Source organism: Cupriavidus taiwanensis (assembly GCF_900250115.1).
Taxonomy (GTDB): domain Bacteria; phylum Pseudomonadota; class Gammaproteobacteria; order Burkholderiales; family Burkholderiaceae; genus Cupriavidus; species Cupriavidus taiwanensis_B.
Window position 1 is genome coordinate 2,782,429 of the sequence record NZ_LT984803.1, and the last position, 19,683, is coordinate 2,802,111.

The 19,683-nt window shown below is 66.3% G+C and carries 19 protein-coding genes; 6 read left to right on the forward strand and 13 right to left on the reverse strand.

The annotated features are described in order from the left end of the window. Window positions 1-112: 112 nt before the first annotated feature. From hutH to CBM2586_RS13000, 6 genes are all read right to left on the reverse strand, one after another. Window positions 113-1,687, reverse strand: coding sequence for a histidine ammonia-lyase (gene hutH, locus CBM2586_RS12975; protein ID WP_115687918.1), 1,575 nt, complete (start codon window positions 1,685-1,687; stop codon window positions 113-115). 77 nt (window positions 1,688-1,764) lie between these two features. Continuing rightward, window positions 1,765-2,526 (reverse strand): histidine utilization repressor, encoded by a 762-nt coding sequence (hutC, locus tag CBM2586_RS12980; protein ID WP_012353725.1) that lies wholly within the window; start codon window positions 2,524-2,526, stop codon window positions 1,765-1,767. A gap of 6 nt (window positions 2,527-2,532) precedes the next feature. Further along, on the reverse strand, window positions 2,533-3,312 hold the full coding sequence (locus tag CBM2586_RS12985) for an ABC transporter ATP-binding protein (protein WP_115661299.1): 780 nt from the start codon (window positions 3,310-3,312) through the stop codon (window positions 2,533-2,535). Beyond that, complete coding sequence (locus tag CBM2586_RS12990; RefSeq protein WP_115661298.1) at window positions 3,309-4,178, reverse strand: ABC transporter permease; 870 nt, start codon at window positions 4,176-4,178, stop codon at window positions 3,309-3,311. Before CBM2586_RS12990 ends, CBM2586_RS12985 begins: the two co-directional genes overlap by 4 nt. A 28-nt stretch (window positions 4,179-4,206) precedes the next feature. Then, window positions 4,207-5,175, reverse strand: coding sequence for an ABC transporter substrate-binding protein (locus tag CBM2586_RS12995; protein ID WP_115687920.1), 969 nt, complete (start codon window positions 5,173-5,175; stop codon window positions 4,207-4,209). 308 nt (window positions 5,176-5,483) lie between these two features. Then, window positions 5,484-6,506 (reverse strand): NAD-dependent epimerase/dehydratase family protein, encoded by a 1,023-nt coding sequence (locus tag CBM2586_RS13000; RefSeq protein WP_115687922.1) that lies wholly within the window; start codon window positions 6,504-6,506, stop codon window positions 5,484-5,486. Between the two features lie 9 nt (window positions 6,507-6,515). Between CBM2586_RS13000 and CBM2586_RS13005 the strand changes: the two genes are divergently transcribed. Beyond that, window positions 6,516-7,574, forward strand: a complete 1,059-nt coding sequence (locus CBM2586_RS13005) for a CDP-6-deoxy-delta-3,4-glucoseen reductase (protein ID WP_115661295.1) — start codon at window positions 6,516-6,518, stop codon at window positions 7,572-7,574. 280 nt (window positions 7,575-7,854) lie between these two features. Continuing rightward, complete coding sequence (locus CBM2586_RS13010) at window positions 7,855-9,042, forward strand: acetylornithine transaminase (RefSeq protein WP_115661294.1); 1,188 nt, start codon at window positions 7,855-7,857, stop codon at window positions 9,040-9,042. A 284-nt stretch (window positions 9,043-9,326) separates the two neighbouring features. Here the strand turns inward: CBM2586_RS13010 and CBM2586_RS13015 are convergent, their stop codons facing one another. From CBM2586_RS13015 to CBM2586_RS13045, 7 genes are all read right to left on the reverse strand, one after another. Beyond that, a complete protein-coding gene (locus CBM2586_RS13015) occupies window positions 9,327-10,043 on the reverse strand; it encodes an ABC transporter ATP-binding protein (RefSeq protein WP_115687924.1) in 717 nt (238 codons plus the stop codon). Window positions 10,044-10,074: 31 nt separating this feature from the next. After that, window positions 10,075-10,851, reverse strand: coding sequence for an ABC transporter ATP-binding protein (locus CBM2586_RS13020; protein WP_115661292.1), 777 nt, complete (start codon window positions 10,849-10,851; stop codon window positions 10,075-10,077). Between the two features lie 13 nt (window positions 10,852-10,864). Further along, a complete protein-coding gene (locus CBM2586_RS13025; protein ID WP_115661291.1) occupies window positions 10,865-12,022 on the reverse strand; it encodes an ABC transporter permease subunit in 1,158 nt (385 codons plus the stop codon). Between the two features lie 13 nt (window positions 12,023-12,035). After that, window positions 12,036-12,971, reverse strand: a complete 936-nt coding sequence (locus tag CBM2586_RS13030) for a branched-chain amino acid ABC transporter permease (RefSeq protein ID WP_115661290.1) — start codon at window positions 12,969-12,971, stop codon at window positions 12,036-12,038. 212 nt (window positions 12,972-13,183) lie between these two features. Further along, on the reverse strand, window positions 13,184-14,395 hold the full coding sequence (locus CBM2586_RS13035) for a branched-chain amino acid ABC transporter substrate-binding protein (RefSeq protein WP_115661289.1): 1,212 nt from the start codon (window positions 14,393-14,395) through the stop codon (window positions 13,184-13,186). Window positions 14,396-14,946: 551 nt separating this feature from the next. Continuing rightward, a complete protein-coding gene (ispH, locus tag CBM2586_RS13040; protein WP_115661288.1) occupies window positions 14,947-15,912 on the reverse strand; it encodes a 4-hydroxy-3-methylbut-2-enyl diphosphate reductase in 966 nt (321 codons plus the stop codon). A gap of 35 nt (window positions 15,913-15,947) precedes the next feature. Continuing rightward, a complete protein-coding gene (locus CBM2586_RS13045) occupies window positions 15,948-16,436 on the reverse strand; it encodes an FKBP-type peptidyl-prolyl cis-trans isomerase (protein ID WP_012353738.1) in 489 nt (162 codons plus the stop codon). Between the two features lie 102 nt (window positions 16,437-16,538). Here CBM2586_RS13045 and radC point away from each other — a divergent pair, with 102 nt between their 5' ends. The 4 genes from radC to nadB all read left to right on the forward strand — a co-directional run bounded on the left by radC (window position 16,539) and on the right by nadB (window position 19,632). Continuing rightward, the gene (radC, locus tag CBM2586_RS13050) at window positions 16,539-17,225 is read left to right on the forward strand and encodes a RadC family protein (protein ID WP_115661287.1); all 687 of its coding nucleotides are present in this window, start codon (window positions 16,539-16,541) and stop codon (window positions 17,223-17,225) included. 202 nt (window positions 17,226-17,427) lie between these two features. Next, window positions 17,428-17,661, forward strand: coding sequence for a 50S ribosomal protein L28 (gene rpmB, locus CBM2586_RS13055; RefSeq protein WP_006575661.1), 234 nt, complete (start codon window positions 17,428-17,430; stop codon window positions 17,659-17,661). Window positions 17,662-17,674: 13 nt separating this feature from the next. Beyond that, complete coding sequence (gene rpmG / locus CBM2586_RS13060) at window positions 17,675-17,845, forward strand: 50S ribosomal protein L33 (RefSeq protein WP_010814980.1); 171 nt, start codon at window positions 17,675-17,677, stop codon at window positions 17,843-17,845. A gap of 194 nt (window positions 17,846-18,039) precedes the next feature. Next, window positions 18,040-19,632, forward strand: a complete 1,593-nt coding sequence (gene nadB, locus CBM2586_RS13065) for an L-aspartate oxidase (RefSeq protein WP_115687926.1) — start codon at window positions 18,040-18,042, stop codon at window positions 19,630-19,632. Window positions 19,633-19,683 lie beyond the last annotated feature (51 nt).

Here is a 19,683-nt window from a genome sequence, read left to right on the forward strand (position 1 = left end):
CGCCCCTCTTCCGCGCGCGGGAGAGGGGAGACACCAGACAGGGCCGGAGAGGCTGCCGGTTTGCTGCCCTCTCCCGCCTGCGGGAGAGGGACCGGGGGAGAGGGCCGGCGTATCAACTTGCGTTAGTCGGCAAAATCTCCCGAACGGCAGCAGGCCACCCCGCCCCCGCATCCCCCTGCACCACCCACTGCTTCATCGCTTCGATATCCGGCGCCAGGTAACGGTCGCCTTCCACAAAATCCACCCGCGCCCGGATGCGGGCCAGTTCCTGTTCCACCAGCGGCGACGACTTCAGCGGCCGGTGGAATTCGATGCCCTGTGCCGCGGCCATGGCCTCGATGCCGACCACCACCGCGGTATTGGCAGCCATCTCGCCCAGCCGGCGCGCGCCGTAGGTGGCCATCGACACATGGTCTTCCTGGTTGGCCGAGGTCGGCAGGCTGTCCACGCTGGACGGATGCGCCAGCGACTTGTTCTCGGAGGCCAGCGCGGCGGCCGTCACCTGCGCGATCATGAAGCCCGAGTTCAGGCCGCCGTCGCGCACCAGGAACGGCGGCAGGCCGGACAGGCCGGTATCGAGCAGCAGCGCCAGCCGGCGCTCGGAGATCGCGCCGATCTCGGCGATCGCCAGCGCGATGATGTCGGCGGCAAAGGCCACCGGCTCGGCGTGGAAGTTGCCGCCGGAAACCACGTCGCCCTGCCCGGAGAACACCAGCGGGTTGTCCGAGGCGGCATTGGCTTCGATTTCCAGGATGCGCGCGGCGTGCCGCAGGTTGTCCAGGCATGCGCCCATTACCTGCGGCTGGCAGCGGATCGAATACGGGTCCTGCACGCGGCCGCAGGCCTTGTGCGAGTCGACGATCTCGCTGCCGTCCAGCATCGCGCGCACGGCGCCGGCCACGGCGATCTGGCCGGCCTGGCCGCGGGCTTCGTGGATGCGGGCATCGAACGGTTTGACCGAGCCCTTGATCGCTTCCAGCGACAGCGCCCCGGCGACCAGGCCCGCGGCAAACGCGTCCTCGGCGGCGAACAGCCCGGCCAGCGCCAGCGCGGTCGACACCTGCGTGCCATTGAGCAGCGCCAGGCCTTCCTTGGGGCCCAGTTCGAAGGCCTGCAGGCCGGCATGGGCCAAACCCTCGGCCGCCGGCATGCGCTTGCCGCCCACCATCACCTCGCCCACGCCGATCAGCGTGCACGACATATGCGCCAGCGGCGCCAGGTCACCCGAGGCGCCGACCGAACCCTTGGCGGGAATGCACGGCGTCACGCCATGGTTGACCAGCGCCAGCAGGGCCTCGATCAGTTCGGGACGCACACCCGAATGGCCGCGCGCCAGGCTGACAGCCTTGGTCGCCAGGATCAGCCGCACCGTGTCCTCGGCCAGGTCCGGACCGGTGCCGACGCTGTGCGAGAGCACCAGGTTGCGCTGCAGTTGCGCCAGCTTGTCGTTGGGAATGCGCGTCTGCGCCAGCTTGCCGAAGCCGGTGTTGATGCCATAGACCACCGCGTCGGCATCGATGATGTCCTGCACCGTGGCCTGCGCGGCGCGCACGCCGGCCCAGGCTGAATCGGCCATGGCCAGGCGCACCTCGCCGCGGTAGATGCGGCGCAGGTCGGCCAGGGTGACTTGGCCCGGCTGCAGCGTCAGCAGCGGAAGGTTGGCGTGGTCATGTGGGCTCGCAGTCATTTGTATGTTCCTGTCTATACAGCTTGAGGTAAACAGCTTAGTAAAAATTGGAGGTCGTCAGGCGGATTCTTGTGCCGTCAGCCGAAAGCGGGATTGCCGTCGGCGCGGAAGCGGCTGCCGAGGCGATAGCGGTTGCCGGGGTGGAGGCAGCGCACAAAGGTCACCGGCACGCCATTGGTCCAGGTGCGGCGGGTCAGCATCAGGCAGGCCTGCGTCGGCGGCATTTCCAGCTGCGCGGCCTGCTCCGGCGTGGCGGCAATGGCGTCGACCACATGCTCGACCTGGTCGTAGGGCACGTGGCGCAGCAGGTATTCGCCGGGCTGGGTCTCGCTGAAATCCTGCGTGATGAAGTCGGGCGCCACGCGCGGATTGACGTAGCGGTCCTCGAGCTGCACCGGCACGCCGTCCTCGCGGTGCACGCAGACGGAATGGAACACCGACTCGCCGGTGCGCAGCTCCAGCGCCGCGGCCACCTCGATCGACGCCGACACCCGCTCCACCAGGATCACGTCGCAGGCGTAGTCATGCCCGCGCATGCGGATCTCGTCCTGCAGGTTGACCACCGACAGCAGCGTCGACTGCGGCTTGTGCTCGGCGACGAAGGTGCCGACGCCGGCCACGCGCACCACCCGGCCCTGCTCCTGCAGCTCGCGCAGCGCCCGGTTGACGGTCATGCGCGAGACGCCGAAGCGGTTCACCAGTTCCTGCTCCGACGGCACCCGGTCGCCCGGCTGCCACGCGCCGCTCTGGATCTGGCGGGCGATGTACTCCTTCACCTGCTGGTAGAGCGCGGTGGGAGAGGCAGAAGCGGAAGTCGGGGTGCCGGCGGCGTGGTTCATAAGGTCTTAGTGCTCGACCGCGGCCATGGCCTCGGCGCGGATTTCCTCGGTCAGCCGCGCCTTGAGCGCGGAGAACTCCGGCGTGGTCTTGATCGTGTAATGGCGCGGATGCGGAAAATCGACCGCGATCTCGCTCTTGATCCGACCCGGCCTGGCGGAAAACACCGCCACCCGGTTGGCCATGAAGATGGCCTCGTCGATATCGTGGGTCACGAATAATACCGTCTTGCGCGACGCCTCCCAGATCCCCAGCAGCAACTCCTGCATCAGCACGCGGGTCTGGTTGTCGAGCGCGCCGAAGGGCTCGTCTAGCAGCAGGATCTTGGGATCGTTGGCCAGCGCGCGCGCGATCGCGGTGCGCTGCTGCATGCCGCCGGACAGCTGCCTGGGGAAGTGGTGCTCGAAGCCGCGCAGCCCCACGCGCTGGATAAAGAAGTCGCTGCGCTCTTTCTGCTCGGCCGCGCTCATGCCGCGCTCGCGCAGGCCGAAGCGCACATTCTGCTCGATCGTCAGCCACGGAAACAGCGTGTACGACTGGAACACCATGCCGCGGTCCGCGCCCGGCGCGAACACCGGCTGGCCGTCGAGCAGCACGCGCCCGCTGGTCGGGGTATCCAGGCCCGCGACGATGCGCAGCAGCGTGGACTTGCCGCAGCCCGACGGACCCAGGATGGTGACGAAGTCGTTGTCGCGCACTTCGAAGTCGACCGGCTGCAGCGCCAGGGTCTGGCCGCCGCGCGGGTTGGAGAAGGTCCGCGAGACCTGCTGGATGGACAGTGCGCTCATTGGATCGAACTCCACGGGAACAGGCGCTGGTTGGCGCGCTTGAAGACAAGGTCCGAGACCAGGCCGATGCAGCCGATCACGATGATGCCGAAGATGATCTGCCCGGTATTGAGCAGCGCCTGGCTGTCGGTGATCATGTGCCCGATGCCCGACGACGAGCCGATCAGTTCGGCCACGATCACATAGGTCCAGGCCCAGCCCAGCACCAGCCGCAGGATCTCGGCGATTTCCGGCGCCGCGCCCGGGATCAGCACGCGCCGCACGATGCCGGCGCTGTTGGCGCCCAGCGTGTACGCGGCTTCGACCAGGTCCTTGCGCGCGCCGCCGACCGCCACCGCCACCATCAGCACGATCTGGAAGAACGAGCCGATGAAGATCACCAGCAGCTTCTGGGTCTCGCCGATGCCGGCCCACAGGATCAGCAGCGGGATGAAGGCCGACGCCGGCAGGTAGCGGCAGAACGAGACAAAGGGCTCAAAGAAGGCCTCGGCCGCCTTGTACGCGCCCATGAAGATGCCCAGCGGCACCGCCAGCACCGCCGCCAGCACGAAACCGCCGACCACGCGCCAGACGGTCATGCCGATGTCGCCGATGAAGTTGTACTCGGTGAACAGGGTCAGGCCTTCCCTGGCCATCGTCATCGGGTCGGCCAGGAAGGTGCGCGGCACGAAGCCGCCCAGCGTCACCACGGCCCACACGCCGAAGAACAGCACGAAGAAGGACAGCCCCAGCATCCAGCGAGTGTTGGGCGCCACCGGCACCAGCGGTGCCAGCCACGGATGGCGCCGGCGCGGCGGGGCTTCGGCGGCGGCGGAGGCCGCCACGGCGGCGGCCGGGGCGGGTGAACCTATACGGGCTTGCGTCATGACGTCACGCCTCCTGAGAGCTGCCGGGTTACTTGAGGAAACGCGCGTCGTACAGCCTGGTCACGTCCGGCACCTGGCGGATCACGCCAATGTCCAGCAGCACCGCGGCCGCTTCCTTGCTGAAGCTGGCGAGCTCGCCCTCGAAGAATTTCTTGTTGGCCTCTCGGTCCTGCCAGCGCAGGTAGGCGGACGACTTGGCGAACTGTTCGCCGGTCTGCTTGACCGCCGCGCCCATGATGTCGTTGGCCTTGGCCGGCTCCTTGCGGATCATCTCGAGCGCCTCGAAGTAGCTGTCGACCAGCGCCTGCGCGGCCTTGGGATTGTCCTTGAGCCACTTGGGCGCGCAGCCCAGCGTGTCGGTCACCATCGGATAGTCGAGCGTGGTGGCCAGGATCTTGCCCTTGTCCGGGTTCTGGCGCACCGTTGACAGGTACGGCTCGTAGGTCATGGCGCCATCGTTCTGCCCGGCCACGAAGGCTTGCGCCGCGGCCTGCGGCGACAGCGTGGTGGTCTTCACGTCCTTGAGCGACATGCCGTTCTTCTTCAGCATCCAGGCCAGCCCGAAGTACGGCGCGGTCCCCGGCGCATCGACGCCGATGGTCTTGCCCTTGAGGTCGGCAAAGCTCTTCACGTCGGCGCGCACGGCCAGGCCGTCGGCACCGTAGGACTTGTCGAGCTGGACGATCTGGGTGATGGGGACGCCATTGGCGTTCCAGGCTACATGGGTTTCCACGGTAGTGGCCGCGCACTGGATCGCGCCCGAGGCCAGCGCCAGGTGGCGGTCCTTCTGCGGGATCATCTTGATCTCGACGTCGACGCCGTTCTTCTTGAAGATGCCCGCCTTGTCGGCCAGCGTCAGCGGCGCAAAGCCGGTCCACCCGCTCATGCCGAGCGTCACCGGCGTGTTTTGCGCCTGGGCCGCGCCCGCCGCCAGGGCCGTGGCCAGCATCATCGCCTGCGCTGCCACCCGACCGCGAAACCTGCTTGGAATCCTCATCTGTACGCTCCTTTGGTGTGTCCGTCGACGTCAGGCCATGCGTGTGGCCGTGCTCGTTTTCGGGCATTAAACAATGCCTGTATATACAAGTCAACGTAGGGCTTCCACCAAGCAACCGGGCGGATAATCGCCTTGAAAAGCGCATTCCATCACGGAACCGGCCTTCAGGCGATGCACCGTCCTGATCGTGGGCATGAACCGCCGGCACCAGTCAGGCGCGCGAAAAGTGTTGCTGTATAGACAGGGACCAGAAGACGCCGTGGGACAGCAAGCCCCGTGCCAGCGGCACGGGGACGACGTTGGAGCAATCAGCCGAAGAAGTCGGCGACGGTGGGATAGCGCAGCCGCAGGCGCAGTTCGCGCTTGAGCCGGCGGTTGTCGAGCCGGCGCGACTCGCTCATGAAGCTCAGCAAGGTCTGGCCGATCACCTGGAGCGCTTCGCCGCGTGTGATGCGTGGCGGGCGCGGCAGCCCGCGGCGCTCGGCGACGAGGTCGAAGTAATCCGCCATGCGCAGTTCGGTATCGTCGCTGGCGTGGACCACGCGCTGCGGGCGACCGCGGAACAGCGCCGCCACCATGATGCGCGAGAGGTCGTCGGCGTGGATGTGGCTGGTGTAGACGTCGTCCTGCGGCACCAGTGCCGGCGTGCCGCGCCTGAGCCGCGCCAGCGGCAGGCGGTCCTCGGCGTAGATGCCGGGGATGCGCACCACGCTGGCGCGCCAGCCGGCGTCGCGGCCGAACGCGCGCACCGCCTGCTCGGCGGCGACGCGGCGGCGCGCGCGCGCGGTCTGCGGCCGCACCGGATGGAATTCGGCCACGCGCGCGCCCTGGCGGTCGCCGTAGACGCCGGTGGTGCTGGCGTAGACAAAGGCAGCGCGGGGCCCGGTACGGTCGGGTAGAATGGCGGGTTCGCCGGGCAGCATGCCGGCAGCCGTCCTGGCACGGCGCCAGGCGGCCCGGCGCAATGCGGCGAGCAGTGCACGCGTGCGCGGATCGCCTTCGCCCTGCCCGGGTGGCGGCGCCAGGTCCAGCACCCGCGTGGCCAGCCCGCGCAGCCGCGCCAGCGTGGCCGGCCGGTCCAGGTCCGCCACCAGCGGCACCGCGCCGGCGGCGCGCAGCTCGGCGCGGCGTGCCGGCTGCGAGGTCACGGCAAAGACACGCATGCGCGACGACAGGATTCGCAGGCAGCGCGTCCCCACATCCCCGCACCCGACGATCAGCAGGCGCGGGCGGCCCAGCCGGCGCGACGGCGTGGGCAGCCGCGAGGGTTGCGGTGGTTGCGGTGGCTGTGGGAACCGCGCAGGCTGCAGCTTCGACAGAATTTGGCTCATAGACCGATTATGGCTTATCAAGTAACCGTCATGCCCAGCGGCCACAAGTTTGAAGTGGCCGCGGACGAAACCATCCTTGGCGCGGCCCTGCGCCACAGCATCGGGCTGCCCTACGGCTGCAAGAACGGCGCCTGCGGTTCGTGCAAGGGCCGCGTGCTCGAAGGCAGCATCGTGCAGGGCGACCATGCCCCGTCGGCGCTGACCGCCCAGGAAAAGACCGAGGGCCGCGCGCTGTTCTGCTGCGCCAATGCCAGCTCGGACATCACCATCGAATGCCGCGAAGTCCATGGCGCCGGCGACATCCCGATCAAGAAGGTGCCGTGCCGCGTGACCTCGCTGGAGCGCCTGGCCGATGACGTGATCGCGATCAAGCTGCAGCTGCCGGCGACCGAGCGCATGCAGTACCTGGCCGGCCAGTACGTCGAGTTCCTGCTGCGCGACGGCAAGCGCCGCAGCTATTCGATCGCCACGCCGCCGCACGAGGACGGCCCGATCGAACTGCATATCCGCCATATGCCGGGCGGCGCCTTCACCGACTACGTGTTCGGCGCGAAGGAAGGCCAGCCGGCCATGAAGGAGCGCGACATCCTGCGCTTCGAAGGGCCGCTGGGCAGCTTCTTCCTGCGCGAGGACTCGGAAGCGCCGATCATCCTGCTGGCTTCCGGCACCGGCTTCGCGCCGATCAAGGCCATCGTCGAGCATGCCGCCTACACCGGCATCCAGCGCCCGATGACGCTGTACTGGGGCGGCCGCCGGCCCAAGGACCTGTACCTGCACGCGCTGGCCGAGCAGTGGGCGCGCGACCTGCCCAACTTCCGGTACGTGCCGGTGGTCTCCGACGCGCTGCCCGAAGACAACTGGCATGGCCGCACCGGCTTCGTCCACCAGGCGGTGATCGCCGACCACCCCGACCTGTCGGGCCACGAGGTCTACGCCTGCGGCGCGCCGGTGATGATCAACGCCGCGCGCGGTGACTTCACGCGCCAGTGCAAGCTGCACGAAGACGCGTTCTTCGCCGACTCGTTCACCTCCGAGGCCGACATGCACGCGGCCCCGCCGGCGGCCTGAGCGCCGTCCGCGCGCCGTTCCGCCAGCGCAACAATGCCCGGGCCCGCCAAAATTCGTTTTGACACCCGGGCCCGTGCGCCTTATATTTGCCCGCATGCACACGACCTTCAACCGACGCCGCAGCTTCCGTACGTCGCTCCCCGCTGGGGTGCCGCGCGGCTGACCGTCGACTGCGTCTGTTCATGTCAACGAGCCACGGGCAACCCCCGTGGCTTTTTGTTTTGGTTGCGTCTTGCGCGCCCGTCCGTCCATCGTTACACGCCGACCCCTGGAGTCCGCCATGGCATTTGCTGAGTATCCCGTCCAATCCCTGATGTACATCACCAACCGCCCCGAGCTCGTGTTCACCGAAGGCAAGGGCTCCTGGCTGACGGATCACAACGGCAAGCGCTACCTGGACTTCGTGCAGGGCTGGGCGGTGAACTGCCTGGGCCATTCCAACCAGGGCATGATCGACGCGCTGGTGGCGCAGTCGCACAAGCTGATCAACCCCAGCCCGGCGTTCTACAACGAACCGATGCTGAAGCTGGCCAAGCAGCTGACCGACCATAGCTGCTTCGACAAGGTCTTCTTCGCCAACAGCGGTGCCGAGGCCAACGAGGGCGCGATCAAGCTGGCGCGCAAATGGGGCCGCAAGCACAAGGACGGCGCCTACGAGATCATCACCATGGACCACAGCTTCCATGGCCGCACGCTCGCCACCATGAGCGCGTCGGGCAAGGCCGGCTGGGACACCATCTTTGCACCGCAGGTGCCGGGTTTCCCCCGCGCCGAGCTCAACGACCTGGCCTCGGTCGAGCAGCTGATCACCGACAAGACCGTCGGCATCATGCTCGAGCCGGTGCAGGGCGAAGGCGGCGTGATCCCCGCCACGCGCGAGTTCATGCAGGGCCTGCGCGCGCTTGCCGACAAGCACAAGCTGCTTTTGATCGTCGATGAAGTGCAGGCCGGCTGCGGCCGCTGCGGCACGCTGTTCGCGTACGAGCTGGCGGGCGTCGAGCCGGACATCATGACGCTGGGCAAGGGCATCGGCGGCGGCGTGCCGCTGTCGGCGCTGCTGTGCAAGGCCGAGGTCGCCAGCTTCGAGGCCGGCGACCAGGGCGGCACCTACAACGGCAACCCGCTGATGACCGCGGTCGGCAGCGCCGTGATCGAGCAGCTGACCGCGCCCGGCTTCCTGGACGAGGTCAAGGCCAAGGGCGACTACCTGAAGGAACAGCTGCTGGCGCTGTCGGCCGAGTTCGGCCTGGGCGGCGAACGCGGCGAAGGCCTGCTGCGCGCGCTGCTGCTGGGCAAGGACATCGGCCCGCAGCTGGTGGAAGAAGCGCGCGACATGGCGCCGCAGGGCCTGCTGCTGAACGCGCCGCGCGCCAACCTGCTGCGCTTCATGCCGGCGCTGAACGTCACGCGCGAAGAGATCGACCAGATGATCGGCATGCTGCGCACGCTGCTGAAGAAGCTGGCCTGAGCAAAAAAGGCCTCGCGCGAGGCGAGGCCTGAGGGCTACTGACAAACTCTGCCTGCTGCAGGCTTGCTCCCCTCTCCCGCTTGCGGGAGAGGGGTCGGGGGAGAGGGCAGGAACGTCAAAGGCTGAGGCCAGCGGGGTTAAAACCGTTGGCCCCGCTTGATGTGGCACCTTGCTAAACCACCCCTCTCCCCAGCCCTCTCCCGCTGAGGGGAGAGGGAAAACAAGGCCCAGACAAGCTCGAGCGGCTTTGGTGCACCCAAAACCGCCCGCCCTGGCTAACGCCTTTACTCGCCCAGGTAGGCGGCCCGCACCTTGGGGTCGTCCAGCATCTGGCTGGCCTCGCCGCTCATGGTGATCAGGCCGGACTCCATCACGTAGCCGCGGTGCGCGGCCTGCAGCGCCAGGCGCGCGTTCTGCTCGACCAGCAGCACGGTCACGCCCTGCGCCGAGATATCGCGCACGACCTCGAAGATCTTGTCGACCATGATCGGCGACAGGCCCATCGAGGGCTCGTCCAGCAGCAGCACCTTGGGCTGGCTCATCAGCGCTCGCGCCATCGCCAGCATCTGCTGCTCGCCACCCGACATGGTGCCCGCCAGCTGGTTGGCACGTTCCTTCAGGCGCGGGAAGATGCCGAACATGCGATCGACGTCGGCCTTGATGCCGGCCTCGTCGTTGCGCGTGTAGGCGCCCATCTGCAGGTTCTCGGTGATGGTCATGCGCGCGAACACGCCGCGGCCTTCCGGCACCATCGCCAGCCCTTGCTTGAGCAGCGTGTAGCTGGGCACGCCCTTGATCGACTTGCCCATGTACTCCACGTCGCCGCCGGCCCAGCCCTGCAGGCCGGTGATGGCCTTCATGGTGGTGGTCTTGCCGGCGCCGTTGGCGCCGATCAGCGTGACGAGCTCACCGTCCTTGATTTCCAGGTCGATACCCTTGACGGCCTGGATGCCACCGTAGGCAACCTTCAGGCCGGAGATCTTCAGTACTGTCTGTTTCATTGCTGGCTGATTCATTGCTTTCCTCCCGCCATCAGTGCGCCGAAGTGCCGAGGTAGGCCTCGATCACCGCGGGGTTGTTCTGCACCTCATGCGGCAGGCCCTGGGCAATCACCTTGCCGTAGTCCAGCACCGTCAGGCGGTTGCACAAGCCCATCACCAGCTTCACGTCGTGCTCGATCAGCAGGATGGTCTTGCCATCGTTCTTGATCTTGTCGAGCAGGCCGCGCAGTTCGACCTTCTCGGTCGCGTTCATGCCGGCGGCAGGTTCGTCCAGCGCCAGCAGCTTGGGCTCGGTCGCCAGCGCGCGCGCGATCTCGAGCCGGCGCTGGTGGCCGTAGGACAGGTTGCGCGCGGTGAAGTTGGCGTACTTGCCGATGCCGACGTAGTCGAGCAGGTCATGCGCCATGTCTTCGATGCCCTCTTCCTCGCGCCGCACCGAGGGCGGACGGAAGATCGCGCCGAACACGCCGGCCTTGGAGCGCACGTGGCGCCCGACCATCACGTTCTCGAGCGCGGTCATCTCGCCGAACAGGCGGATGTTCTGGAACGTTCGCGCGATGCCGGCCTTGGCCACTTCATGTACGGCGGTCGGCTGGTAGGGCTTGCCGCCCAGCACGAACTCGCCCGCATCCGGCGTGTACAGCCCGGTGATCACGTTGAAGAACGTGGTCTTGCCAGCGCCGTTGGGACCGATCAGGCCATAGATCTCGCCCGGCTTGATCTGCAGGCCCACATCCGACAGCGCCTGCAGGCCGCCGAAACGCTTGTTGACCCCCTGTACCGACAGGAGGAAATCGTTGTTGCTCATGTTGTCCTCCTGGTCAGAAACGGCCCACGCTGCCCGCACGGCGCACCACCGGGCGGTCTTCCTTGCGCGGCGACGGCCAGATGCCCGCCGGGCGATACAGCATGACGCCAACCAGGGCCAGGCCGAACAGCAGCTGGCGCAGCACTTCGGCATCGACGATCACATGGCCGAACACGCCGGTCTGGATCGGCTCGGCGACCACGCGCAGCAGTTCCTGGAAGCCCACCAGCAGCACGCCGCCCAGGATCACCCCCGGGATATGGCCCATGCCGCCCAGCACCACGATCGCCAGCACATAGATCGATTCCCACAGCGTGAACGATTCCGGCGAGACGAAGCCCTGGAACGCGCCGAACACCGCGCCCGAGGCGCCGCCGAACGACGCACCCATGGCGAACGCCAGCAGCTTGATGTTGCGGGTGTTGATGCCCATCGCCTTGGCGGCGATCTCGTCTTCGCGGATGGCAACCCAGGCACGGCCGATGCGCGAGGTCTGCAGGCGCAGGCACACGAACACGATCACGATGACCAGGAACACCAGCAGGTAGTAGTACATGAACACCGGCGTGAACTTGAGCCCGAAGATCTCGTGCGACTTCGAGAAATCGAAGCCGAAGATATGCACGGGGTCGACCGCGGTGATGCCCTTGGGACCGTTGGTGATGTTCACCGGGCGGTCCAGGTTGTTCATGAAGATGCGGATGATCTCGCCGAAGCCCAGCGTGACGATGGCCAGGTAGTCGCCGCGCAGCTTGAGCGTCGGCGCCCCCAGCAGCACGCCGAAGGTGGCGGCCACCAGGATCGCCAGCGGCAGCACGAACCACATCGACAGGTGGATGCCGCCCGGGAACAGTTGCTGGATCCACTCGAACTGGTTCGCCAGGTGCGGCGAGCCGAGCAGCGCCATCATGTAGGCGCCCACCGCGTAGAACGCGATATAGCCCAGGTCAAGCAGGCCGGCAAAGCCGACCACGATGTTCAGGCCCAGCGCCAGCATGATGTACAGCAGCGCAAAGTCCAGCACGCGGACCCAGTAGTTGCCGCCCAGGGTCTGGACGATGAACGGTGCGCACAGCGCGACCACCAGGAAGCCAATCAGTGCGGCCAGGGTCTTGGCCGGCACCTTGGTCGGCGCCGCGACGGCGGCCGTGGATGGAATCGGGGTATTCATGGCTTCGCTCTCCTCAGGCGCGATCCGCCACGCGTTCGCCCATGATGCCGGACGGACGGAAGACGAGCACGGTGATCAGTACGATGAAGGCAAAGACGTCCTGGTAGTTCGAGCCGAACACGCCATTGGTCAGGTCGCCGATATAGCCGGCGCCGAGCGCCTCGATCAGGCCCAGCAGCATGCCGCCGACCATGGCGCCCGCCAGGTTGCCGATGCCGCCCAGCACCGCGGCGGTAAACGCCTTCAGGCCCGGAATGAAGCCCATGTAGAAATGGGCGTTGCCGTAGTTGGTGGCCATCATCACGCCGGCCAGCGCGGCCAGCGTGGCGCCGATCATGAAGGTGGCGGAAATGACGAAATTGGGGTTCACGCCCATCAGGCCGGCCACCTTCTGGTTCTCGGCGGTGGCGCGCATGGCGCGGCCGAGCTTGGTGCGGTTGACCAGGGCCAGCAGGCCGGACATCACCATCACGGCCATGCCGATGATGACCATCTCCTTGCCGGTGATGGTGGCGCCAGTGGCGCCGATGTCGATGGGTTCGGACGGCAGCAGCTGCGGGAACGTCAGCGGGTTGCGCGACCAGATCAGCATGCCCACCGTCTGCAGGATGATGGAAACCCCGATCGCGGTGATCAGCGGGGCCAGCCGTGGCGCATTGCGCAAGGGCCGGTAGGCGACCCGCTCGATCGAATAGGACAGGATCGCGCAGACCGGCATGGCGATCAGCGTGGCGATCACCAGCGTCAGCCATTCAGGCAGGCCGGGGGCAAACTTCTGCAATCCGAGGATGGCTGACAGGGCGGTCAGCGCGCCGATCATCAGCACGTCGCCGTGGGCGAAGTTGATGATGCCGAGAATGCCGTAGACCATGGTGTAACCCAGTGCGATCAGCGCGTAAATGCTGCCGAGCACCAGACCGTTCACGATCTGCTGGATAAAGATATCCATGAAAACTCCTGCTTCAGTCCCTGACCTTACGGCATGGTGTGGATGCCGGGGGGACCCTGGTGTGGAATGGGTAACGTTGCGGTGGTTGCTTTGCTGGTGAGCGGCCTGCCCTGCTCCATCCATGGTAAGGATGCTTCTACATTAGGCGAGGCTAAAAAGAACGGCACCGCAAAATACTCACGGTGCCGTTCGGATGGGCCGGTAAGCCCGGATTACATCTTCACGACGTCGAGGACGGACTTCTTCTTGTCCTTGTACTCGTACAGCGTGATGGTGCCTTCCTTCATGTCGCCCTTCTCGTCGAAGGCGATATTGCCGATCACGCCCTTGTAGTTGGTCTTGGGCATTTCGGCCAGGATGGCAGCCGGTTCGGTGGAGTTGGCGCGCTTCATGGCATCGACGATGACCATCACCGCGTCATACGTGAACGGCGCGTAGATCTGCACCGGCGCGTTGAAACGGGCCTGGTAGCGCTTGTCGAAGTCGGCGCCCTGCTCCATGCGCGACAGGGCCAGGCCTGCCTCCGAGCAGATGATGTTCGACACGGCATCGCCGGCCAGCTGGGCCACCTTGTCGGTACAGACACCGTCGCCGCCGACGATCTTGGCAGGGATGCCCAGTTCACGGGCCTGCTTGGCGAACGGGCCGCCAGTGGCGTCCATGCCGCCGTACATGATGACGTCCGGCTTCTTGCCCTTGATCTTGGTCAGAATCGCCTTGAAGTCGGTGGCCTTGTCGTTGGTAGCTTCACGCGCCACCACGTTCACGCCCGCCGCCTTGGCGGTCTTCTCGAACTCGTCTGCCAGGCCCTTGCCATAGGCGGTGGCGTCGTCGACGATCGCCACGCTCTTGGCGTGCAGGGTCTTGGCCGCGTAGTTGGCCAGGGCCGGCCCTTGCTGGGCATCGGTAGCCACCACGCGGTAGGTGGTCTTGAAGCCCTGCTTGGTGTAGTCCGGGTTGGTCGACGACGGCGAGATTTGCACGATGCCGGCGTCACTGTAGATCTTGGAGGCCGGGATCGACACGCCCGAGTTCAGGTGGCCGACCACCGCCGCCACCTTGGCGTCGACGAGCTTCTGGGCCACGGCGGTGCCGGTTTTGGGGTCGCCGGCATCGTCTTCGCCGATCAGTTCCAGCTTGACCTTCTTGCCACCGACTTCCAGACCGGACTTGTTCACTTCTTCCACGGCCAGGCGGGCGCCGTTTTCGTTGTCCTTGCCAAGGTGCGCGATGCCGCCGGTCAGCGGGGCCGCATGGCCGATCTTGACGACGGTCTCGCCGCCACCGGCCGCAGGCGCTGCCGGAGCCGCGGCTGCCGGCGCCGAAGAGGCCGCATCCGCCGGCTTTTCTTCCTTCTTGCCGCAAGCTGCGACCAGCGCCACTGCGGCCGCGATCGGCAGAATCTTGGCAAACGTGATTTGCATGAGTGATCTCCTAGGATTCACAAAAACAGGGATTTGCAACGCCTCCCGGACGTTTCCCTGGACCGCCGTTGTTTAGTTTCAATTTGAAACGCGCGCATTGTATCCCCTTTCTTAGTCGATGCAATACGCGACGCAACATCCTTGACGATTTACCGCGCATTTGAGCTAGGGAATTTCCCCAATGCACAGATTGCGGCAATTCCCGCTCACATGACGCGGCCGCCCCTCCTTCTTACAAGAACCGTGCCTGCGGCGCCCCAGGCGGCCAGGAAGCATCGCCGGCACCACCTATAATGCACCATTATTAATTAGGCGTTTCATTTATATGGGATCGTGCTTCTCTCTAATGTGCAGAATGTAGCGCCGCACCATAATAGGGAAAACCCCAGCTTCGGGGATTACCCTGATTTGCGCCACGCACGAATGGCGGGCGCCGCGGCACCAGCAGCGGGCATTAATCCCAAGCCGGCGAGCCAGAAACAAAAAGGGCGCCGCAAGCGCGGCGCCCCTTTATCAGGCCGGGCATTCGGGCGGGCATGCCCGCGCCATGTTCAGGCCGCTGCGCTGGTGGGCAACAGCCCGCGCGGCAGCGGGAACGCCATGTTTTCCTCGATGCCGTCGAGCGGACGCACCTGGCGCGCACCCAGTTCGCGCAGGCGCGCGACGATGGACTGGGCCAGCGCTTCCGGCGCCGAGGCCCCGGCGGTCAGGCCGATGCGACGCTTGCCGGCGACCCATTCGGACCGCACCTGCTCGGGCGCGTCCACCATATAGGCCGGCACGCCCAGGCGCTCGGCCAGCTCGCGCAGGCGGTTGGAGTTGGAGCTGTTGGGGCTGCCGACCACGATCACCACCTCGACCTGCGGCGCCATGAACTTCACCGCGTCCTGGCGGTTTTGCGTGGCATAGCAGATGTCCTGCTTCTTGGGCTCGCGGATCTCCGGGAAGCGGGCCTTGAGCGCGGCCACGATCTCGCTGGTCTCGTCCACCGACAGCGTGGTCTGGGTGACATAGGCCAGCCGCGACGGATCGGCGATCTGCAGCGTCCCGACATCGCCGACCGACTCGACCAGCACCATGCCACCGTTGGCCTGGCCCATGGTGCCTTCGACCTCGGGGTGGCCGCGATGGCCGATCATCACGATCTCGCAGCCCTGCGCGCGCAGCTTGCTGACTTCGACATGCACCTTGGTCACCAGCGGGCAGGTCGCATCGAACACGTGCAATCCGCGCCGGGCCGCGTCTTCGCGCACTTCGCGCGACACGCCATGGGCGCTGAAGATGACGGTGGCGCCGGCGGGCACCTCGTCGAGCTCGCCCACGAACACCGCGCCCTTGCGGCGCAGGTCGGCCACCACATAGGCGTTGTGGACGATTTCATGGCGGACGTAGATAGGGGCGCCGAAGCGCTCGAGCGCGCGCTCGACGATCTCGATGGCGCGGTCCACGCCGGCGCAGAAGCCGCGCGGCTGGGCCATCAGGATTTCTGCGTCGGTTGCGGGGGTCAGGTCGGGCATGCTGCGGTATCCGGACAGGTTCGACGTGGCGACGTTCAGAGAATGCCGATCAGCTGCACGTCGAACAGGATGGTCTGCCCAGCCAGCGGATGGTTGAAGTCGAACAACGCGGCGGTCTCGCCAATCTCCTTGAGCACGCCGGCGTACTTGCCACCGCCGGGCGCGTTGAACTCGACCAGGTCACCCGGGCTGTAGTCCTCTTCGAACGAACTGTTCTCGCGCAGCGTGGCCAGCGACACCCACTGCAGCAGTTCGGCGTTGCGCGGGCCGAAGGCCTGCTCCGGCGCCAGGCGGTAGGTCATGCGTTCGCCTTCGGGCATGCCCAGCAGCGCCTGCTCGAGCGTGGGCGCGAACTGGCCCTGGCCCAGCAGCAGCGTCGCAGGCTTTTCTTCGAACGTGCTGACGACCTCGGTGCCGTTCTCGAGCGCGATGCTGTAGTGCAAGGTCAGGAAGGAGTCGGCCTGGACAGTCTTGCGGCCAGCCGTGCCGCCGTCGGCTTCCGACGCGAAAGTTTGCAAATTCATGGGTGATCAACCAAGGAACAACCCGTATTGTATTCGACTGGCCCATTGCCCGCCGCCCCAGGGCCGCAGGCCCTGTTCCCGACGCGACTACCCTGGATGCCCATGACCATTGCCAAATGGCCCGCCTGCGAGCGGCCCCGCGAGAAACTGCTGGAAAGCGGCGCTGCCGCCCTGTCTGATGCCGAATTGCTGGCCGTGCTGCTGCGCGTGGGCGCGGCGGGCAAAAGTGCCGTGGACCTGGCACGCGAACTGCTGCACCGCTTTGGCTCGCTGACCGCCCTGTTCGCCGCCGAGGGCAACGCCCTGGCCGGCGTGCGCGGCATGGGCACCGCAAAATTCGCCCAACTGCAAGCCATCCCCGAGCTCGCCCGGCGCGCGCTGGCCGAGTCGCTGCGGCTGCCGGCCGGCTTCAACTCACCGGAGTCGGTGCGCAGTTACCTGCGCCTGACGCTGGCACCGCTGCAGCATGAGGTCTTCCTGTGCCTGTTCCTGGACCCCGGCAACCGCATGCTTGCCAGCGAGGAGCTGTTTCGCGGCACGCTGACACGGACCTCGGTGTACCCGCGCGAGGTGGCGCGCCACGCCCTGTCGCATAACGCGGCCGGCATCATCGTCGCCCACAACCATCCGCGCGGCACCACCGAACCGAGCCAGAGCGACATCCACCTGACGCGCGAACTGGCGCGCACGCTCGACCTGATCGATGTGCGGCTGCTCGACCACTTCATCGTGGCAGGGCAGGAAATCCGCTCGCTGGCCGAATCCTGCGAGCGCCTTCCCGGGTTGTGATGCCTACGCCACGGCATGAACCGCGACAATGAACCGGGTGCAACACTGGCAATGGCGAAGCACAGAAGGCATTGATCCGCTGAGTGAATCCGGTCTATAATGCCCGTTTTGCTGAAGTCTCAACCGCTGCAGTCCGGGCCCGCGCGCCTTTTGTTGATCTGTTGCGAACATTGTCCACGAATAGAAGATTTAGGAGTGCTTCATGGCACGCGTCTGTCAAGTGACCGGGAAAGCGCCGATGGTCGGCAACAACGTTTCCCACGCAAACAACAAGACCAAGCGCCGTTTTCTGCCCAACCTGCAGAATCGTCGTTTCTTCGTTGAATCCGAAAACCGCTGGGTGAGCCTGCGCGTCTCGAACGCCGGCCTGCGCCTGATCGACAAGAAAGGCATCGACTCCGTGCTCGCCGACCTGCGTGCACGCGGCGAAGTCTAATTAGGAGTACATCATGGCAAGCAAGGGCGGCCGCGACAAGATCAAGCTGGAATCGACCGCAGGTACCGGTCACTTCTACACCACCACCAAGAACAAGCGCACCATGCCGGAAAAGATGGAGATCATGAAGTTCGATCCCGTCGCCCGCAAGCACGTCGCTTACAAGGAAACCAAGATCAAGTAATTGATCCGGTATCCCGCCAGAAAGCCCCGCCCTGCCGCGGGGCTTTTTGTTGCCCGTCGATTTTGTTGCCCGTCGATAATGCCCATCGATTGCACATCGGCCCCCTCGCGCTGATGCACGGGATGGCGCACCGGGTGTAGACTTTGCCGTTTCCCCCAATCTGCCAAGCGCCCTGCCGGCGCTCTCCTTGCACCATGAATTACGACGTCGCCATCGTCGGCAGCGGCCTGGCCGGCCTTACGGTCGCATTGCAACTGGCCGACACCCACCGGGTGGCCATCCTCAGCAAGCGCGCCATGACGCAAGGCGCCAGCGACTGGGCGCAGGGCGGCATCGCCGCGGTGCTGGACTCCGGCGACAGCCACGACGAGCACACCCAGGACACCCTCCTTGCCGGTGCCGGGCTATGCGATGAGGAAGCCACCCGCTTTATCGTCGAGCACGGGCGCGAGGCGATCCAGTGGCTGATCGACCGGGGCGTGCCCTTTACCCGCGACGCGCAGGCCGAGCTAGGCTTCCACCTGACGCGCGAAGGCGGCCATAGCCGCCGGCGCATCATCCACGCCGCCGACGCCACCGGCCACGCGGTGGTCAGCACGCTGCTGCAGCAGGCCACGCGGCACCCGAACATCACCATCCTGGAAGACCACTTCGCGATCGACCTGATCACTTCGCGTAAGATGGGGCTGCCGGGCAACCGCTGCTATGGCCTTTACGTGTTGGACGACCGCACCGGGGCGGTGCACACCATCACCGCGACGCATACCGTGCTCGCTGCCGGCGGTGCGGGCAAGGTTTACCTCTACACCACCAATCCGGATACGGCCACCGGTGACGGCATTGCCATGGCCTGGCGCGCAGGCTGCCGGGTGTCGAACATGGAATTCATCCAGTTCCACCCCACCTGCCTGTACCACCCTTATGCCAAGTCCTTCCTGATTTCCGAAGCCGTGCGTGGCGAAGGCGGCCTGCTCAAGCTGCCCGACGGCACGCGCTTCATGCCCGAACACGATGAACGCGCCGAACTGGCGCCGCGCGACGTGGTGGCGCGCGCGATCGACTTCGAAATGAAGAAGCGCGGGCTGGACTGCGTCTATCTCGACATCACGCACCAGCCTGAGGCCTTCCTGAAGGAACACTTCCCCACCATCCATGCGCGCTGCCTGGAACTGGGCATCGATATCACGCGCGAGCCGATTCCGGTGGTGCCGGCCGCGCACTACACCTGCGGCGGCGTGGTCACCGACACCTCGGGACGCACCGACATCGGCAACCTCTACGCCGTCGGCGAGACCGCCTGCACCGGCCTGCACGGCGCCAACCGGCTGGCTTCGAACTCGCTGCTCGAATGCATGGTGATCGGCCGTGCCGCCGCCGAAGACATCGCCTCGCAGGACAAGGCCGGCGTGCCCGATATCACGCTGCCGGCGTGGGACGAGAGCCGCGTCTCCGACGCCGACGAAGAAGTCGTGGTGTCGCACAACTGGGACGAGCTGCGCCGCATGATGTGGAACTACGTCGGCATCGTGCGCACCAGCAAGCGCCTGGAACGCGCGCAGCACCGCATCGTGCTGCTGCGCGAAGAGATTGCCGAGTATTACGCCAATTTCCGCGTCACCACCGACCTGCTGGAACTGCGCAACCTGGTGGAAGTGGCTTCGCTGATCGTGGACAGCGCCTACTCGCGGCATGAAAGCCGCGGGCTGCATTTCAGCCGCGACTATCCGGATTCGTTGCCGAAGGCGCTGCCGACGGTAATGCAGCCGCCCGCCGGTCGCAAGCGTTGACGACGCGCTTGCCAGGCTGAACGGGGTGGCGCCGCATGGCCCACCCCGTTA

Excerpts from the sequence above, each read along its gene's own strand:
- rpmG (WP_010814980.1), top strand. The coding sequence starts at position 17,675 with ATGGCAAGCAAGGGCGGCCGCGACAAGATCAAGCTGGAATCGACCGCA.
- CBM2586_RS12990 (WP_115661298.1), bottom strand. The coding sequence starts at position 4,178 with ATGACGCAAGCCCGTATAGGTTCACCCGCCCCGGCCGCCGCCGTGGCG.
- CBM2586_RS13030 (WP_115661290.1), bottom strand. The coding sequence starts at position 12,971 with ATGGATATCTTTATCCAGCAGATCGTGAACGGTCTGGTGCTCGGCAGC.
- CBM2586_RS13005 (WP_115661295.1), top strand. The coding sequence starts at position 6,516 with ATGGCTTATCAAGTAACCGTCATGCCCAGCGGCCACAAGTTTGAAGTG.
- CBM2586_RS12995 (WP_115687920.1), bottom strand. The coding sequence starts at position 5,175 with ATGAGGATTCCAAGCAGGTTTCGCGGTCGGGTGGCAGCGCAGGCGATG.
- nadB (WP_115687926.1), top strand. The coding sequence starts at position 18,040 with ATGAATTACGACGTCGCCATCGTCGGCAGCGGCCTGGCCGGCCTTACG.
- radC (WP_115661287.1), top strand. The coding sequence starts at position 16,539 with ATGACCATTGCCAAATGGCCCGCCTGCGAGCGGCCCCGCGAGAAACTG.
- CBM2586_RS13015 (WP_115687924.1), bottom strand. The coding sequence starts at position 10,043 with ATGAAACAGACAGTACTGAAGATCTCCGGCCTGAAGGTTGCCTACGGT.
- CBM2586_RS12985 (WP_115661299.1), bottom strand. The coding sequence starts at position 3,312 with ATGAGCGCACTGTCCATCCAGCAGGTCTCGCGGACCTTCTCCAACCCG.
- CBM2586_RS13025 (WP_115661291.1), bottom strand. The coding sequence starts at position 12,022 with ATGAATACCCCGATTCCATCCACGGCCGCCGTCGCGGCGCCGACCAAG.
- rpmB (WP_006575661.1), top strand. The coding sequence starts at position 17,428 with ATGGCACGCGTCTGTCAAGTGACCGGGAAAGCGCCGATGGTCGGCAAC.
- hutH (WP_115687918.1), bottom strand. The coding sequence starts at position 1,687 with ATGACTGCGAGCCCACATGACCACGCCAACCTTCCGCTGCTGACGCTG.
- CBM2586_RS13010 (WP_115661294.1), top strand. The coding sequence starts at position 7,855 with ATGGCATTTGCTGAGTATCCCGTCCAATCCCTGATGTACATCACCAAC.
- hutC (WP_012353725.1), bottom strand. The coding sequence starts at position 2,526 with ATGAACCACGCCGCCGGCACCCCGACTTCCGCTTCTGCCTCTCCCACC.
- CBM2586_RS13035 (WP_115661289.1), bottom strand. The coding sequence starts at position 14,395 with ATGCAAATCACGTTTGCCAAGATTCTGCCGATCGCGGCCGCAGTGGCG.
- ispH (WP_115661288.1), bottom strand. The coding sequence starts at position 15,912 with ATGCCCGACCTGACCCCCGCAACCGACGCAGAAATCCTGATGGCCCAG.
- CBM2586_RS13000 (WP_115687922.1), bottom strand. The coding sequence starts at position 6,506 with ATGAGCCAAATTCTGTCGAAGCTGCAGCCTGCGCGGTTCCCACAGCCA.
- CBM2586_RS13045 (WP_012353738.1), bottom strand. The coding sequence starts at position 16,436 with ATGAATTTGCAAACTTTCGCGTCGGAAGCCGACGGCGGCACGGCTGGC.
- CBM2586_RS13020 (WP_115661292.1), bottom strand. The coding sequence starts at position 10,851 with ATGAGCAACAACGATTTCCTCCTGTCGGTACAGGGGGTCAACAAGCGT.